13 protein-coding genes are annotated in these 16,237 nt (G+C 43.7%); 6 read left to right on the forward strand and 7 right to left on the reverse strand.

All coding sequences use genetic code 11. The features are described from left to right. Positions 1-200 precede the first annotated feature (200 nt). Positions 201-1,172 (reverse strand): solanesyl diphosphate synthase, encoded by a 972-nt coding sequence (sds, locus tag RM049_RS20920; protein ID WP_322682950.1) that lies wholly within the window; start codon positions 1,170-1,172, stop codon positions 201-203. Between the two features lie 967 nt (positions 1,173-2,139). On the opposite strand from sds, the gene RM049_RS20925 reads away from it, so the two are divergent. Next, positions 2,140-2,292: a hypothetical protein gene (locus tag RM049_RS20925; protein ID WP_322690443.1), complete on the forward strand. Its 153-nt coding sequence runs from the start codon at positions 2,140-2,142 to the stop codon at positions 2,290-2,292. Positions 2,293-2,357: 65 nt separating this feature from the next. Here the strand turns inward: RM049_RS20925 and murI are convergent, their stop codons facing one another. The 4 genes from murI to RM049_RS20945 all read right to left on the reverse strand — a co-directional run bounded on the left by murI (position 2,358) and on the right by RM049_RS20945 (position 9,757). Further along, complete coding sequence (gene murI / locus RM049_RS20930) at positions 2,358-3,224, reverse strand: glutamate racemase (protein WP_322705535.1); 867 nt, start codon at positions 3,222-3,224, stop codon at positions 2,358-2,360. Between the two features lie 129 nt (positions 3,225-3,353). After that, positions 3,354-5,267 carry an N-acetylmuramoyl-L-alanine amidase gene (locus RM049_RS20935; RefSeq protein WP_322705536.1) on the reverse strand — a complete coding sequence of 638 codons (1,914 nt, stop codon included), beginning with the start codon at positions 5,265-5,267 and terminating at the stop codon, positions 3,354-3,356. A 501-nt stretch (positions 5,268-5,768) separates the two neighbouring features. Then, positions 5,769-7,643: an N-acetylmuramoyl-L-alanine amidase gene (locus tag RM049_RS20940; RefSeq protein WP_322705537.1), complete on the reverse strand. Its 1,875-nt coding sequence runs from the start codon at positions 7,641-7,643 to the stop codon at positions 5,769-5,771. Between the two features lie 635 nt (positions 7,644-8,278). Further along, complete coding sequence (locus tag RM049_RS20945) at positions 8,279-9,757, reverse strand: cation:proton antiporter (protein ID WP_322674238.1); 1,479 nt, start codon at positions 9,755-9,757, stop codon at positions 8,279-8,281. Between the two features lie 325 nt (positions 9,758-10,082). Here RM049_RS20945 and RM049_RS20950 point away from each other — a divergent pair, with 325 nt between their 5' ends. After that, on the forward strand, positions 10,083-10,826 hold the full coding sequence (locus RM049_RS20950; protein WP_322682969.1) for an SIMPL domain-containing protein: 744 nt from the start codon (positions 10,083-10,085) through the stop codon (positions 10,824-10,826). Between the two features lie 138 nt (positions 10,827-10,964). On the opposite strand, the gene RM049_RS20955 is transcribed toward RM049_RS20950, so the two are convergent. Further along, entirely contained in the window at positions 10,965-11,327 is a 363-nt protein-coding gene (locus RM049_RS20955) for a single-stranded DNA-binding protein (RefSeq protein ID WP_322705538.1), read from the reverse strand. Positions 11,328-11,701: 374 nt separating this feature from the next. Here RM049_RS20955 and RM049_RS20960 point away from each other — a divergent pair, with 374 nt between their 5' ends. The 4 genes from RM049_RS20960 (at position 11,702) to ribD (ending at position 15,801) form a co-directional block, all read left to right on the forward strand. Further along, on the forward strand, positions 11,702-12,709 hold the full coding sequence (locus RM049_RS20960) for a rod shape-determining protein (protein ID WP_322674271.1): 1,008 nt from the start codon (positions 11,702-11,704) through the stop codon (positions 12,707-12,709). A gap of 101 nt (positions 12,710-12,810) precedes the next feature. Continuing rightward, on the forward strand, positions 12,811-13,605 hold the full coding sequence (gene mreC, locus RM049_RS20965) for a rod shape-determining protein MreC (protein WP_322682944.1): 795 nt from the start codon (positions 12,811-12,813) through the stop codon (positions 13,603-13,605). A gap of 25 nt (positions 13,606-13,630) precedes the next feature. Continuing rightward, positions 13,631-14,248, forward strand: a complete 618-nt coding sequence (gene mreD, locus RM049_RS20970; protein ID WP_322682943.1) for a rod shape-determining protein MreD — start codon at positions 13,631-13,633, stop codon at positions 14,246-14,248. A gap of 311 nt (positions 14,249-14,559) precedes the next feature. Beyond that, positions 14,560-15,801: a bifunctional diaminohydroxyphosphoribosylaminopyrimidine deaminase/5-amino-6-(5-phosphoribosylamino)uracil reductase RibD gene (gene ribD, locus RM049_RS20975; RefSeq protein WP_322705539.1), complete on the forward strand. Its 1,242-nt coding sequence runs from the start codon at positions 14,560-14,562 to the stop codon at positions 15,799-15,801. Between the two features lie 130 nt (positions 15,802-15,931). Here ribD and RM049_RS20980 read toward each other — a convergent pair whose 3' ends face one another. After that, positions 15,932-16,150 (reverse strand): hypothetical protein, encoded by a 219-nt coding sequence (locus tag RM049_RS20980; RefSeq protein ID WP_322674241.1) that lies wholly within the window; start codon positions 16,148-16,150, stop codon positions 15,932-15,934. Between the last annotated feature and the right edge of the window lie 87 nt (positions 16,151-16,237).

The following is a 16,237-nucleotide window of genomic DNA, read 5'->3' on the forward strand; positions in this document are numbered from 1 at the left end:
TTTTGGAAATCCTTAAGAACCTCCAAATAAAAACCCCACTTTCTAGCTGTTCGATAAGTGGATTGAATTAAACATAAAACTGCTTTAGTGCATTAAAGCGTTAACACAACACAACATTTCAGGTTTTCGGTACGTTATGTAAGCCACAACACACCTACATCTAAATCCCCACTTTCTACCTGAGAACTTTGATAACTGATTTAATAGAGGCGACTCAGTGTGTACTCAGCGATGTTAATCAATGCCTGGTGTGATTCTGAGAATGGCAGAACTGCAAGATGTTCAATTGCCAACTTAGCATGATGAGCAGCTAACTCTCGCGCCTGCTGTATACCTTGACTATCTTGAATCAATGCTAGTGCTTGCTCTAAATCTCCTTCTTGAGCAAACTTTCGTTCAATCAGCACTTCCAAGGATGGTTTTTGGGCTAAAGCAAATAAAACAGGTGCAGTTAAATTACCACTTTTAAGATCCGACCCCACCGGTTTACCCAAGGTATCTGCTGTACTGGTGAAATCTAGAATGTCGTCAACAATTTGAAATGCTATACCAAAATGACGACCGTAGTTATACAGATGCTCAACAGTTTCTTGTGAGACTTCACTGAGTAACCCAGCAGCTTTAGAACTGTTAGCGATTAATGAAGCTGTTTTGTAATAACTCTTCTGGAGGTAAGTATCAATAGAAATGCCAGCATCAAAACGATTTAATCCCTGCTGGATCTCCCCAGTAGCCAAATCCATAATTACTTCTGAGAGGAGTTTTACCACCTCCAAATTGTCCAAGTTTGCTAAATACCAGGACGATTGAGCAAAAAGAAAATCTCCTGCTAATATGGCAATGCGATTACCGAACAAACTATGAACGGTAGGAACGCCTCGCCGCGTATCTGATTCATCTACCACATCGTCATGTACTAAGCTTGCTGTGTGAATCATTTCTGTAATCTCAGCTAGGCGGCGATGACGCGGTGTAATCTCTTGAGCTAACATTGTAGCCCGCGATATTAGCAGGACAATTGCTGGTCTGATACGCTTTCCCCCAGCTCCGAATAGATGTTCGGCTGCCATAAACAGGATGGGGTGGCGATTTCCAACTAGCTGCTTTAGGTTATCTGCTAGTAGTCGCAGGTCTGCTTCCACAGGGGTAAACAGGGAGGTGGCTGGGGTCATGGATGGGCGGACTCTGACTTAGGTTACGAAAGTTTACATATCCTATACTCATTTTAAGATAACCCTGTGCCAGCGCAAAGTTTTCATCAGGTAATCCCGTTTTTATGAGTCTATGGGTGATAATTAAGGTTGCCAAGATTTTTGTCAATAAGCAATTGTACTTAATTAGTGGCTGCTCAAACTTGAAACTAACTTAAAACAAGAATTCTCAGTACACGAAAAAATCGTTAGATTAAATTCTGTTAAGTAGTTTCTCATCTCACCTTTCTCGTCACAGTTCTGAAAATATTCAAGCAATATTACTTATTGACAAAAATGAAGTGACTTAAATTCGTCGCAAAGAGTAAGGCTAAATTTCTCCAGATTAAGGTGTAGCTCTTCAAAAAATTTGAAATTTAGCAGCCGAATAAGCTCAAAATTCAGGGTCGTTGTGTTACGCTAAAATATAGGAATTTTAAATTTTGTAAGATATTCGCAGCCCAAAAGTTAAGTCAGCTACTAGTTGATTTTACTTAATTGGTGCTGTGAGCCTAAAATAAATATTCGTCGGTTAGATTAAGGGAATAAATTCTTTAATTTTTCCTACGATGGGTAAAACTCCTGGTTTGGAGCTATGTGATATCCCTATGGGAAGCCGCTACACGTACTTAGCGCACGTAGAGCGCAAGCATTGCTCTTTATTGCAGCAGTTTAAGCAAAAATAAAGCAGATCGAGTAGACCGCTGAGAATCGTAGTTTTAGATTGCTAAACGGCAAGCTAACTGCTGTGGGATCTATGGTTTGCAAGAAGTCGCATTAGGTCATAAATTCTTTGTCCGTAGAGGATTTTATCTCTATAGGTAATTTTACCATAGGAAACTACAGTCATCAAGAATGTACTTGCTTGGCTGAGGTTCTACTAATTTTATGAAATTTTATATTCGTTTAGAAGGGTGCTAGTAGAACAATGATTTACGGAAGTATACCTATGATGATTTTTATTTTAGCCTCTGGATATTTGTTCACAGTCTACCTGTTATTAGCACTGGCGAAGCGAACGGGTACAAAGACTGTTCCTACAAGTTTCTCTTCATCTACTAAAGGAAAACATAAGCAGGAGATATCAGTTAATAGTCAATAGTCATTTGTCCTTAGTCCTTCGTCATTTGTTTCGATAAATGACTAAGGACTAGGGACTAATTAGTTTTATTGGAGTTGGGAAATAGCGATATCGGTGAAAGAAACCTCTTCAACCATTGGTGTATAGCCTAGCCACTGCACTCCTGACTGAGAAAACTGTTGCGGACAACCGCTGACGGCGAAGCGAGTTGGTAATGGTAGATGAGTATTTCTTAAGCCTAGTAAGTCTAGTTCTTGCGCACAAGCCGCCACAACATGAACAGCTGGATCGACCAACTGGACTTGAGAGGGGAGGAGCGATCGCAGTACTGGTGTAAGATGCGGATAATGGGTACAGCCGTGAACTAGGGTGTCAATTTCCTGCTCTAATAAAGGCTCTAGGTAGGCTCGTGCGACTTCCGCAGTGTAAGGATCGTGAATGCGGTTTTGCTCAATCAATGGCACAAACTCTGGACATCCAACTTGCCAGACTTGGACATCGGGAGCAATTTCAAGAATAGCGTGCTTATAAGCATTACTTTTAGCTGTAGCTGGAGTGGCAATTACACCAATCCGCTTTCCTTGCTGCACCGCAGCTTTTGCACCTGGTAGGATTACTCCCAAAATAGGTATGCTAAATTCTTGACGCACGGTTTCTAGGGCTAAGGCAGAACTGGTATTGCAAGCCATAATTACCATTTTTACCTGCTGCTGTTGTAGCCAGGTAATAATTTCACGTGTAAATCGTAAAATTTCTGCTTGTGAACGAATTCCGTAAGGAAGTCTAGCTGTATCCCCAAAGTAAACAATTGATTCATTGGGGAGTTGTCGATAGATTTGTCGCAGTACTGTCAGCCCACCCACACCACTATCAAAGATGCCAATTGGGGCACGTTGGGGTTCTCGCTCAGAAAAATCGTCAAGATTTCCTTCAAAAATGGAAGATGAATACACAGGCAGATATATATTTAGGTTTTGGGATTTAAAATACAGAATTTAGCAGACAATCTCTAATTTGACTACTAAATTCTGCGCGTCAAAGAAGTTTAAATACTACCTCTTTAATTAGTAATTTGTACTATATTACCTCTGCTGTAAGTATTTTAGAATGCCACGAGCGATCGCTTCTGCCATCCGATTTTGATATTCTGGTGTTCCCAATCTGGGATTATCCTCGTAACCAGTCATATAGCCTGTTTCTACCAAAATCGAAGGCATGGAGCTTTTCCTGAGAACATAGAATCTCGCTTTGCGAGTTCCCCGATCTTTAATAGTACCGATGTCCTGGAGAATGGTTTTACGAACTACTTCAGCCAGACCATAACCACTATCAAAATAATATACTTCTAACCCATTGACATCAGGGCGATTATCAACGGAATTAGCGTGAATACTGACAAACAAAGTCGCATTAACCCGCTTGGCAATATCTACCCGTCCCTGAAGTTCTACGAAAAAGTCGGCATCCCGCGTTAGTACCGCTTGTACACCATTTTGCTCTAAAATTGCTCCTACCCTTTTCCCAATAGGCAGAATTACATTCTTTTCTAAAAGTCCTCCCAATCCAGGGGCACCTGAGTCTTTTCCACCATGTCCTGGGTCAATAACTACTAGCAATTTCCCTCTGGGAACTGAAGGGCGTGGCTGTGGCTGGGAGATTGGACGGGGATTATCTATGGGATTTGGTAATTGTCCTTGGTCTGGTAATGGCAGAGGAGGTAAAGCAATGGGTGGTGTGATGCTGCTACTACGTCGTAATTCTAAAGCTAAAAGCTGGTCGCCAACTTGGTTGAGTTCCCCAATTTGTACTCCAGCGGCTGGTTGAACCAAGACGGTGACAGTGTTGGATTCTTGTGGTTGTAGGCGTACTCGTAGAATCGGGCTATTAGGATTAAAAGTCGGGCCTGTGACTTTGGGAGCTAACTTAGCATTGTTGATAGTGATGCGGAACAGACCAGAGGTTCTATCCCAGCCTCCTGTAGCAGACAAAGTTTGGTCGGCTCGAATCAGCAGTTGTGTACCATTATTAGCCAGTTGTACAGACTGAATGCTAGCAGGTGTGTTACTTGGTGCTATGGGACGTGGACTGTTACTTCCAGGTAGCTGGGCAACTCCACGACTGGGTAGAATCACAAAACCACCAACACTGCTAGTGGTTGCTCGCCAATTTGGACTATTTTCATCTACTTGTAAAGTCAGGCGAACAACAGATGGACTAGTTTGCAGCTGGCTGAACTGGATACGGCTAACACCATAGCGATTAATTGACAAATCTCGCTGTTCTAAACTTGGTGATAAAGTTGCGCCAGCAATATCGATGTTAATTGCTTTTTGATCGTTGCTACGATTTACCTGAATCTGAGGATTACCACCATTGGTACGGACAAAAAAACCATCACCAGTGACTTGTAAGTTCTCAATTTGAGTAACTTTGGCGACAACCATTCTGTTGTTCAGCGATCTGGTGTTCAGTGGATTTACAGAGCCGCTTGTCACCACATTATAAATATTCCTTGGGGTAAATGTTGGTGTAGATGTTCTGGGTGAAGTATCAGAGGCTATAGCTTGTTCTGGTTGCCCTTCAGTGTTTCTTGCAGGTACATTGTCCGCTTCTGGTCTAGGCAATTGCACTGTCCAGCGATCGCCAGTTGTACCTACAAATTGCACTCGTTTGGGGTCTAAACTATAACCCGGAGTCAGTTCAACCACTATGCGTGTTGTTTGTTCGTCAAACTGCCCAACACGAATAGAACGAATTGCACCCCCCACTTGTTGGGTTAGCTGCGGGCGGCCAAATGTGGTTCCTGGTAAATCAATTACTAGACGAGTCGGGTTAAATATTAATTGTGCTTGGGGTTGAACATCCCCTTGAGTATTAATTTCCAGCTTGTTTTGATTGGCATCAAAACGCCAAGATTCAAGTCTCGCGGCCATTGCCGGCGACGATAGCATGAAGATGGTTCCAATAGTACTGGATAGTAACCAGCGTAATTTCACAGTCTTTTCTCCTGATTCACATTTATGGGAGCCGTCAACATCTCAACATATTGGCTAATCCTCACACCGTCACCGCGCACACTTGAGTTTTGCGCTGTTATTAAGACACAGCTAATGGCGTAAAATATAGCACGCTCCTCTGATTTTGCCATGCCACTAGCCTATATAAATTTGACTGCCAATTTTAGATTTTAGATTCCCGATTTTAGTTTTCTGCCAGACTAGGGTCTTGCTACACTACCACCTGTTGTAGGTGATACAAATCCAAAATAGTTTGACTGAGTGTAGCCGTACCTTCCAAAGAAGCAAGCTACACATAGCGTTCCGCAGGACAATCTAAAATCCAAAATTTGTTGAATTGCAAAGTATCAAATGACAATAACAAAGAAGCTACTCTTATTCCGCCGCAAGAATACTTAAATTGTTTTACTACTAAATTGGATAAAAATGGTAAAGATTAGATGTACTTACTCAACAATTTAGAAATTTAGACTAAATTACTTATCTTCTCTTTAGATACTGAAGAACCCCACGAGCGATCGCTTCTGCCATTTGATTTTGGTAAGCTGAGGTTCTGAGCCTAGCCATATCCTGTCGACCAGTCATATAACCCGTTTCCACGAGAATAGAGGGCATAGAACTTTTTCTGAGGACATAAAATCTGGCTCGCCGCACTCCCCTGTCTCTGACATTCAGGCTTTGGAGAATACTGCTATGGACAATGCGAGCTAGACCCAAACCACTGTCGTAATAATACGTTTCCAAGCCATTAACATCGGGACGACTCGCACCTGCGGAATTAGCATGGATGCTAACAAATACATCAGCATTAGCTCGCTCTGCTAATTGCACCCGTCCTGGAAGAGTAACAAAATAGTCAGAATCCCGCGTCATAATAACCTGTACGCCATTTTGCTGCAAAATCTCACCTAGCCTTTTACCAATAGGCAAGATAACATCTTTTTCGCGCGCCCCACCTATGCCAAGCGCTCCTGAGTCTTTACCACCATGTCCGGGGTCAATAATAACTACCACTCGCCCATTGGTAACTCGGCGCTGTGGTTGTATTAGGGGTCGCGGATTTGGATTGTTTGGGTCTGGGAATGGCCCGCGGTTCGGCGGTGGTAGCCCAGGTAAAGCATAGGGTGGTCTTCCGGGAAGGGTGACAACTCGCCGAGAACCTTGTATTGGTACCAAAAGCTGGTCGCCGATTTGCTGGGGTTGCCCAATTTGCACTCCTCCTGCGGGTTGAACCAAAACAACCACTGTATTGGATGCTTGAGGTTGCAGACGTACCCGAAGAATGGGGCTATTGGGAGCAAAAGTAGGCCCTATAACTCTGGGAGCTAACTTGGCATTGGTAATTGTGACTCGGAAAATACCTAAGGATCTATCCCAGGTTCCCGTAGCAGATAAAGGTTGGTTGCCTCTAATTAGCAATTGTTTGCCATTATCAGCAAGTTGCACAGATTCAATTGTTGCTGGCGAGTTATTAGCAGATGCTCTACTGGGAAAGGAAACGGCTTCTGACTGATTGTCCGAATTATTACTTCTAGGCAATCTGACAACCCGACTAGGTAAAACAATCAAACCACCATCGCTACTATTAGTTGCTCGCCAATCTGGGCTATTTTTATCTACTCGCAAAGTTAGGCGGACACCAGGAGGTTGGCTTTGCAATGAGGTGAATTCGACGCGGCTAATACCATGTTTGTTAACGGGTATATTACTCTGCTGCGTCAGACGTGGTGATAAAGATGCACCAGAGATATCTAGAAAGATGGTAGCGCGATCGCGGCTACGAATTACCTGAATCGGAGGATTACCACCACTGGTACGAATGAACAACCCATCACCTGTTACCTGTAAGCTCTCAATTTGAGTTGCCCCTCGTGTAGTAGTAGCAACCCTTGAAATATTAGATTGACGTTCGGAGTCTGGGGTAACTACACTGTAAGCACTTCTAGGAGATGAAGCTACTTTTTCGACTTCTGGTTTCGGTAATTGCACCGTCCAGCGATCGCCAGTTGTACCAACAAATTTCACTCGTTTCGGGTCTAAACTGTAACCAGGAGTCAATTCGACAACTATGCGTGTTGTATCGATATCAAATTGTCCAACACGGATTGAGCGAATTCCACCACCCACCTGTTGGGTTAACTGCGGACGACCAAATGTAGTTCCCGGCAAATCAATTACCAGCCGAGTTGGGTTGAAAATTAGTTGTGCTTGGGGTTGAACTGCTCCCACAGTATTAATTTCCAGCCTGTTTTGATTGGCATCAAAGCGCCAAGATTCAAGTCTCGCGGCCATTGCTGGCGACGATAGCATGAAGATAGTTCCAATAGTGCTGGCTAGTAACCAATGTAATTTCACAGTCCTTTCTCCTAATTCACATTCATGGGAGCCGTCAATATCTCAACTCATTGGTAAATCATCACACCATCACCACTTAAACTTGACTTCTGAATCCCTTGTTTGATTTTTAAGCCAGTATTTAGACACACTTAAATCATCGATCGGGTTTCAAATTAAGTTTAAATCCCCATGCGAAACCTTCCACCTTTACAGGTGGAGAACTCTGACTCCCAATAAAGCTAGAAAACTGATAATTGATAGCTGTTTACTGATAAGTGTTTGTTCTTTGCTGCCATCGATGCACTGAATAAATAATTCCCATTACTGTCAAACGATCTAGCAAAATTATGGGTGTTACTCCCCAATTATCTGGAAAATATTCAGATAAAGGCTCACAAGCCCAGGGAGACTAGAAATTAAGTAACATTCTGAATGCTGGTAGAAATTATAAACAAATGATTATTCTACAATCACACGGGACGGAGATTTGAGGATAGAAGTTTCCACTGCACAATTGGAGCAGAGGGGCAGGAGAGCAGGGGAGCAGGGGAGCAGGAGGAGAATAACTCCTAACTCATTACTCATTACTCATTACTCATTACTCATTACTCAGAACTCCTAACGCCCCATTCCCCATTCCCCATTCCCAATAATTAACGATCGCCAGAATCTGGAGTTACTCCCAAATTGCTGCTGTCATTTGATGCTGGCACCCTCGACTGAGGTGGTTCAATTACCAACGAAGTCCCAGAGGAACCGTCTAAAATTAGTTGCTCTGAATTTCCGTCCACGGTTTTTGGATCTGGAAACACAAATCGTAACAATGGAGGAGCTAAAAAGGTTGTCAAGATAACCATCATGATAATTGCTGCTCCTAATGGTTTCGAGAGAGCGCCACTGGCAGCGCCGACACCAGCAAACACTAACCCAACCTCGCCTCTAGGAATCATCCCCACACCGATCGCTAAACGGTTGATTTCCGGTTGACCAAACACGCTTAAACCTGTGATTACTTTACCGAGAATGGCTACTGTAATCAGGAAAGTTGCCATAATTAGACCTTCACGATTGTCGGGAATTGCTGGGTTTAAAACTCCCAAATCGGTTTTTGCGCCAACAGTCACAAAGAAAATTGGCACTAACATATCGGCAATGGGACAGACTTGCCTTTGCAGTTCTTTACGCTTATCTGTTTCTTCTAGAACTAAACCAGCTGCAAAAGCTCCTAAAATTGCTTCTAACTGGATGACGGCGGCCAGGTATGCCATAGCAAAAGCGAAGACGAATGCTGGGATTACTAGTCCACCTCGTGTTTTGAGTTGATCGGCGATCGCTACAAAGGACTTATTGAAAACATTCCCTAGTAGGATTGCTCCCAAAATAAAACCAGTGGCACTGATAATCAAATAAATCACTTTGCTGACATCCACCACGCCGTCTTTAGCTAAACTGGCAACTACCGCTAAAACGATGATTCCTAGTACGTCATCAATTACCGCAGCACCCAAAATAATCTGCCCTTCTTTAGAATTGAGCCGCCCCAATTCTGACAGCACTTTGGATGTCATCCCAATACTAGTGGCAGTTAAAGCTGCCCCGGCAAAAATTGCAGGTATAGCGCTAATCCCAAACAAAGTCATCAGTCCCACAGTCCCAGCAGCAAAGGGTACTGCTACCCCAACTACTGCGACAACAGTAGCTTGAATACCAACTGCCATTAAATCTTTTAAATTCGACTCCAAGCCGATTTCAAACAGCAAAATGATCACACCCAATTCTGCCAGAACGGAAATGACCTCGGACTGGGCTGCAAACACTGCTGGAGCGGCTTCAGGCGTTAAACCAGCAGTGGTTTGAAGGAAGGACACAATCAAAGAATTAGAACTGTCTGTGCCGCCTTCTGGAAACACTAAAAGATGGAAAACAGAGATGCCAACTACCACACCGCCAACGAGTTCGCCTAAAACAGGCGGCAAACCCACTTGGTTTGATAACTCTCCACCAACTTTGCTGGCGAGATAAATGACTACTAAGCTTAGTAGCACTGCTTCGACTACCATTGAACTGTCTGCGGCTTGTGTTGCGCTAGCCAGCAGAGGAAAAGAGAAGTTGATTGGTTCTAACAAATGCATTAGGTTCTCTGAAAATCCTTCTCTTTGATTTTGACGCGTTTCTGAAAAACATCCTATGGAGAAGCAATCCGAATTCAAAATGAATACGGCGTAAACGTTTCATTTAGGCTGTGCAGTACTAGTGTAATTTTTTTAGTTTCAAAAAATGTAACCATTTCAGCTTTTGACGATCGCAGTGTCAAAGTAAGAACATACGAATCGTATCTGGCGATCGCACTTAAGTTGTGAAAAACTTGTGGTGGCTGTTGGTTCTCAACAACCAGCAGCAGATTGCTATATACCTTTATTTAAAACATCTGTGGATACTTTGAGGAGTGCAAATATGATGACTAGAGCCGCTTTACCCGGTTCTCATTTTCCATCGGCAAACCTGTGGAAAATACTGCCTTTAGCAATGCTTGTATGTGCAACTTTTGCACTACCTGCATTCGCACAAGAAAAAGATAGATTGTCACGAACCCTTAGTGTCAGTGGTCGCGGAGTCGAAACAATTCCGACAACTCTGGCACAAGTTAGTTTAGGAGTGGAGATTCAGGGGAAAACAGCCCAGGAGGTACAGCAAGAAGCCGCTCAGAGGTCATCAGCGGTGGTTGCGTTTCTCAAGAGCAAAAATGTTGAAAAATTACAAACTACCGGTATCCGTCTCAATCCGGTTTACAGCTACACCAATAATGTCCAGCGAATTACAGGCTATGCTGCCACTAACACTGTGAGTTTTAGTATTCCTGTTGAGCAAGCTGGGACATTATTGGATGATGCAGTCAAAGCCGGTGCAACACAAATTAACGGCATTACTTTTGTTGCGAAAGATGAAGCGATCGCCGCGGCTCAAAAGCAAGCATTAAAAGAAGCTACTCAAGACGCGCGGCAGCAAGCTGATGCCGTTTTTAGTGCTTTGGGTTTTAAATCCAAAGAAATAGTCAGCATTCAAGTTAATAATGCCAGTGCGCCTCCACCACCACCAATGTTTTTACGGGCTGAGGCTGCGAAATCAGCTGATGCTTCCACCCCGATTGTTGGTGGTGAACAGCAAGTAGAAGCATCGGTGACGTTGCAAATTAGTTATTAGTCATTTGTCATTAGTCCTCTCTTACAAAGTTCTGATCGCCGGAAGCCGGCGCTCAGACTTTGCGCTTTGTCATTTGTAAAGGCAAAGGACTAATAATCAATGCCCACTTGCCCTGAGCGGAGCCGAAGGCATGCTCAATTAAAAATGTTCTGAAGACATATCTCCTGTACCGCCTTCTGCATCTCGCTTAGAGCCTAATAAATCAAGTTGATCTACTTGAATCACTGGTGACGATCGGTTTGCTCCTGTTTGGCGATCGCTCCATGTGTCAAACTTCAAAGAACCTTTGACAGCAATTTGCCTGCCTTTACGTACATAATTACCTGCCACCTCCGCCGTTTTTCCCCATAGTTCCAAATTAAACCAGTCGGTATGTTCACCTTCTTTTGTACGACGATTTACAGCTAGTGCTAATTTACACACCACCTTACCAGATTCAAAATATTTTATATCAGGGTCGCCACCGACACGACCAACAAGGGTGACAATATTAATACTCATGTGCGTTACCTTTCAGTACAAACGTACTTAGCAATTTCGACTTTCATCATAGCGAATTGTGAAAGACTTGAAAATAATGTGTTAAACAGTTAACAATATAATTGACTTGAAAATTTATACACATTATTTGGAGTAAACACATAAAAGTATACGGATATACTAAGTTAACCAGAGAATATCAAAAAGTACGGGGCTTGAGACATACTAAATATTTCTGGGAATCATATAAAAATATTGTCTAGTTTACTCAACTTAGGATACAAACATAATCGAATCAAGCACGATTAACTCTTACCGTTGTAGTCAAGAAGTATCGCACATAGGGGGCTTACAGACGCGTGGGTATTTTTAGAAACTTTCGCACTTCATGGGATATGGGTATCGACCTCGGTACTGCAAACACCCTGGTTTATGTATCTGGTAAAGGTATTGTACTACAAGAACCTTCTGTAGTTGCTATCGATGTCAACGAAAAGGTTGCACTAGCAGTAGGAGAAGAAGCCAAAAAAATGCTCGGTCGCACACCGGGAAATGTGATTGCTCTCCGTCCTTTGCGGGATGGTGTAATCGCTGACTTTGATATAGCCGAGCTGATGCTCAAAAGCTTTATTCAGCGTGTAAATGAAGGTAAATCTCTAATTCTACCCCGGATTGTCATTGGTATTCCCAGTGGCGTCACAGGAGTAGAAAGACGAGCGGTGATGGATGCAGCTCACCAAGCAGGAGCGAGAAAAGTCTATTTAATCGATGAACCTGTAGCTGCGGCTATTGGTGCAGGACTACCTGTTGCCGAAGCAACTGGCAACATGATCATCGATATTGGTGGTGGGACAACAGAAGTTGCAGTGCTGAGTCTTCAAGGTACGGTAATCAGCGAATCAGTACGCATTGCTGGAGATGAACTGACTGATGCGATCGTTCAGTATATTAAGAAAGTTCATAATTTAGTCATTGGTGAACGTACTGCCGAGGAAATCAAGATTCGGCTTGGTTCTGCCTATCCGACTAATGATGATAATGACGCGATGATGGAAGTCCGAGGCTTACACCTGCTTTCGGGTCTACCGCGAACTGTAACCATCAAAGCCCCAGAAATCCGTGAAAGTATGATGGAACCGCTATCAGTAATTATCGAAGCTGTGAAGCGGACACTAGAACGCACACCGCCAGAACTAGCAGCAGACATTATTGACAGAGGTATTATGTTAGCTGGTGGCGGTGCTTTGCTCAAAGGCATAGATACCCTCGTTAGCCATGAAACAGGGATTATTACCCACATTGCTGCCGATCCTTTGAGCTGTGTTGTGCTGGGAACAGGTCGTGTGTTAGAAAACTTTAAACAGTTGGAACGAGTTGTTATCGAAAGCTCTCGCAATATGTAACAAAAAAAATATCAGACTTGAGTTCTATTTGAGTTCTATTTGGGTTCTATATACATAGAATCCAAGTAGAACTTAATTTATATAAGTACATGTAGGTATATATGGTGACAATACGGCGTTGGTGGGATCGTAAAGGGTTGCAAATTGGCTTGTTAGCTTTAGTAGTTGGTAGTGCTTGGATATTGCGACAGACTCAAGGAGAACTAGTGCTTGAGACATATCAGGCAATTACCCGCCCATTAGAGATGTTGCAGTCAGGGCCAACTCCAGAAGAACGTCTTAGAGATGCCCGGATAATGGAATTGCAAACCCGTATAGTAGATTTGGAAAGTCAAAAGACAAAATTACAAGATTTATTAGGCTATGTGGAAAAAGAGCCACTAGCATCACGGCCAGTTCCAGCACGGGTGGTGGGACGTAGTGCTGACCAGTGGTGGCAACAAGTGACGCTAAATCGCGGTGCGAGTGCAGGGATTCAGGAAGGCTTCATAGTCAAGGCAGAAGGCGGATTGGTGGGTTTGGTGGAGAGTGTAACTCCTAATACTAGCCGCGTGTTGTTAATTAGTGACCTCAAGAGTCAAGTGGGTGTATCGATTAGTCGCACAGCAGCTAAAGGCGTTTTGCGAGGAGATTCTTCTGCTGAAGCTGTATTGGAGTTTTATGAAAAAGTTCCAAATGTCAAAGTAGGAGATTTAGTTTCCACATCTACTTATAGTCAGAAATTTCCCTCTGGTTTGGCAGTAGGACGAATTAAGTCGCTGGATTTAAAGAAACTCCCAGCATCAGTGGCGAAAATTGAGCTTTTTCCGCCAATCCGTTCTCTTGATTGGGTAGCTGTTTATCCCAAACCAGAAAACCAAGAGTCGGCAAATCAAGTGCCGCAAAAGTCTAAGTAAATTCTTTGAAAAAATCACTAGAAAAATGAAGATTCCTGCATTTGGTGGTAGCAGGCAGAAAAAGCCAAAATCGTCAGAGCGAAAATCGAAATTCCGAATTCAGCCGCTTGCTCGTTGGCATCCCGGTATACGTCAGTTGTTTGGTTGGATAGTGACGGCTAGTTCTGTACTGTTATGTTTGCTATTATTACCAACCCGATTCCCAGGTATGGAATTGTTGGGAATTGGCCCTAACTGGCTGTTAATTTGGGTGGTAGCTTGGAGTGTGAAGCGCACGGTGTTTGCCGGAGCATTGGCTGGTATAGTTCTGGGGCTACTTCAAGATTCGATGACATCACCTAGCCCGACTCATGCCATCAGTTTAGGAATAGTGGGGGCTTTAACTGGTCTGCTTCAGAAACAGCGTTTTATCGAAGAAGATTTTATTTCGATTGCTGTAATTGTCTTTGTTTTGGCAGTTTTGGCAGAAACTATCTTTGGGTTGCAATTAACTTTGCTGGGCAATGAGCGTAAGGTGACAGATATTTGGACATATTATCAGCGCGTCGCTCTTGCATCTGCCATTTTGAGTAGTCTGTGGGCGCCTGTCGTCTATTATCCGTTGAATCTTTGGTGGCAACGGATGAAATTATTGGAGCAATAGTAAAGTTAGAGACGCGATTAATCGCGTCTGTACAAGAATTAGGAGTTAGGAAGGGAATAGGTTACAGGTGACAGTAAAGAAAATTATCTTTTGTACCCTGTAACCTAAATCTTTATGAATTTGAGCAACCTCTGGCAATATGGATTCAAGTTACAGTGAACTGTAAGTCTGAATATTACAGACTCATGTAAGTTGAGACAGCCAATAATAGCGCCTAGATATTACTGTTTAATTATCAGGAGCAAAGCGCGATTCTCTTGTGGAGAGGCTGCGCGATCGCGTGCAGAATATTTACAGTGTTGCCTAAAATTATGGATAATTCCCCAGTAATCGCTCAAGCAGATGCATCCTTACCAAATTACACTCAGGAAAATACACCAATAGTGGAGTCAGCAGCTGGCTCGAATTCACCACCGAAGCCAAAGGTAGGAACTGACTTTGACTCTCGTATGATGCTGCGGTGTTTAGAACTTGCCCGTCGCGCTTTAGGGCGGACTTCGCCCAATCCGTTAGTGGGAGCGGTGATTGTCAAGGATGGCGAGATTGTCGGCGAAGGATTTCATCCTCGCGCAGGTGAGCCTCATGCAGAAGTGTTTGCCTTGAGGGCAGCAGGCGTTGGCGCAGCCTCTGCTCAGGAGAATCGCGCTCGTGGTGCAACAATCTATGTCAGCCTCGAACCTTGCAATCACTACGGACGTACTCCCCCTTGTTCGGAAGGATTGATTGAAGCAGGGGTGGCAAAAGTAGTAGTGGGTATGGTTGACCCCAATCCACTGGTGGCTGGAGGTGGCATCGCCCGTTTACGAGCGGCAGGAATCGAAGTATTGGTTGGAGTAGAAGAGGAAGCCTGTCGTCAGCTAAATGAAGCTTTTGTGCATCGCATTCTCTATAAGCGACCTTTGGGAATTTTAAAATATGCCATGACTTTAGATGGCAAAATTGCTACTACCTCTGGTCATAGCGCTTGGGTGACAAGTCAAGAAGCCCGCAGTGAAGTACATCTAGTGCGGGCGGCTTGTGATGCCATAATTGTCGGTGGTAATACAGTCCGACAAGATAATCCTTACTTAACCAGCCATCAGGTGGGGGCACACAATCCCCTACGAGTGGTGATGAGTCGCCATCTTAACTTACCGGCCAGTGCCCATCTGTGGCAAACCGCGGATGCTCCAACTTTGGTGTTGACACAGAAGGGTGCTAACCCCGATTTTCAAGACCTGTTGCTCAACCAGGGTGTGGAGGTAGTGGAATTAGCATCACTGACACCGGATAAGGCAATGGCGTACTTATATGAACGAGGTTTTTGTAGCGTGTTGTGGGAGTGTGGTGGCACTTTAGCTGCTAGTGCGATCGCTCAAGGAGCAGTGCAAAAAGTTTTGGCATTTATTGCCCCAAAGATCATTGGTGGTAGTATTGCTCCCACACCAGTGGGCGATTTAGGTTTTACTACCATGACTGAGGCGTTGTCTTTAGAACGTGTTCGTTGGCGTGTAGTAGGCTCTGACTGCTTAGTGGAAGGTTATTTTTCCCCAAAAGCTAATAGTCAACAGTAATAACACTTGACGATCGATCTATTTATTTATCTTGATTTTGCGTTGGCGTAGCCCGCACTTCTCTGCGAGACGCTGCGCGTAGCTTGCTTCCACGAAGTGGTACGACAAAGCTCAGTGACCGGCGTAGGCATCATGAACATTGGCGTTCATGGGCAAGATCGCGTATGAGGGCTAGTCGAGATTGAATGTAGTGGCTAAGAAAATCAGTTTCGTTAGAATCTAACAACACTTGCGTTTCGGTTTGTTTCACTAACCACTGCACCAAGCTAGCATCATCCAGTTGTAAAAGGAGCTTGGCTTGAGCGGTTTCAACCACTGACCAAAGCTGACGTATGATTGTAGGAGTCATCAGACCTCAATTGAATAATTTAGCTTTGCTGTCTTCAGATTACACAATTCCAATCGAACTTTACGACATGAATGTAGAAGCTGAGAC

Source organism: Nostoc sp. DedQUE04, from assembly GCF_034530995.1.
Taxonomy (GTDB): Bacteria; Cyanobacteriota; Cyanobacteriia; order Cyanobacteriales; family Nostocaceae; genus Nostoc.

What these genes read in the sequence shown, in the direction of transcription:
- RM049_RS20955 (WP_322705538.1), bottom strand. Translation starts at nt 11,327, where the DNA reads ATGAGTATTAATATTGTCACCCTTGTTGGTCGTGTCGGTGGCGACCCT.
- RM049_RS20980 (WP_322674241.1), bottom strand. Translation starts at nt 16,150, where the DNA reads ATGACTCCTACAATCATACGTCAGCTTTGGTCAGTGGTTGAAACCGCT.
- ribD (WP_322705539.1), top strand. Translation starts at nt 14,560, where the DNA reads ATGGATAATTCCCCAGTAATCGCTCAAGCAGATGCATCCTTACCAAAT.
- sds (WP_322682950.1), bottom strand. Translation starts at nt 1,172, where the DNA reads ATGACCCCAGCCACCTCCCTGTTTACCCCTGTGGAAGCAGACCTGCGA.
- RM049_RS20925 (WP_322690443.1), top strand. Translation starts at nt 2,140, where the DNA reads ATGATGATTTTTATTTTAGCCTCTGGATATTTGTTCACAGTCTACCTG.
- RM049_RS20945 (WP_322674238.1), bottom strand. Translation starts at nt 9,757, where the DNA reads ATGCATTTGTTAGAACCAATCAACTTCTCTTTTCCTCTGCTGGCTAGC.
- mreD (WP_322682943.1), top strand. Translation starts at nt 13,631, where the DNA reads ATGAAGATTCCTGCATTTGGTGGTAGCAGGCAGAAAAAGCCAAAATCG.
- mreC (WP_322682944.1), top strand. Translation starts at nt 12,811, where the DNA reads ATGGTGACAATACGGCGTTGGTGGGATCGTAAAGGGTTGCAAATTGGC.
- RM049_RS20960 (WP_322674271.1), top strand. Translation starts at nt 11,702, where the DNA reads ATGGGTATCGACCTCGGTACTGCAAACACCCTGGTTTATGTATCTGGT.
- RM049_RS20950 (WP_322682969.1), top strand. Translation starts at nt 10,083, where the DNA reads ATGACTAGAGCCGCTTTACCCGGTTCTCATTTTCCATCGGCAAACCTG.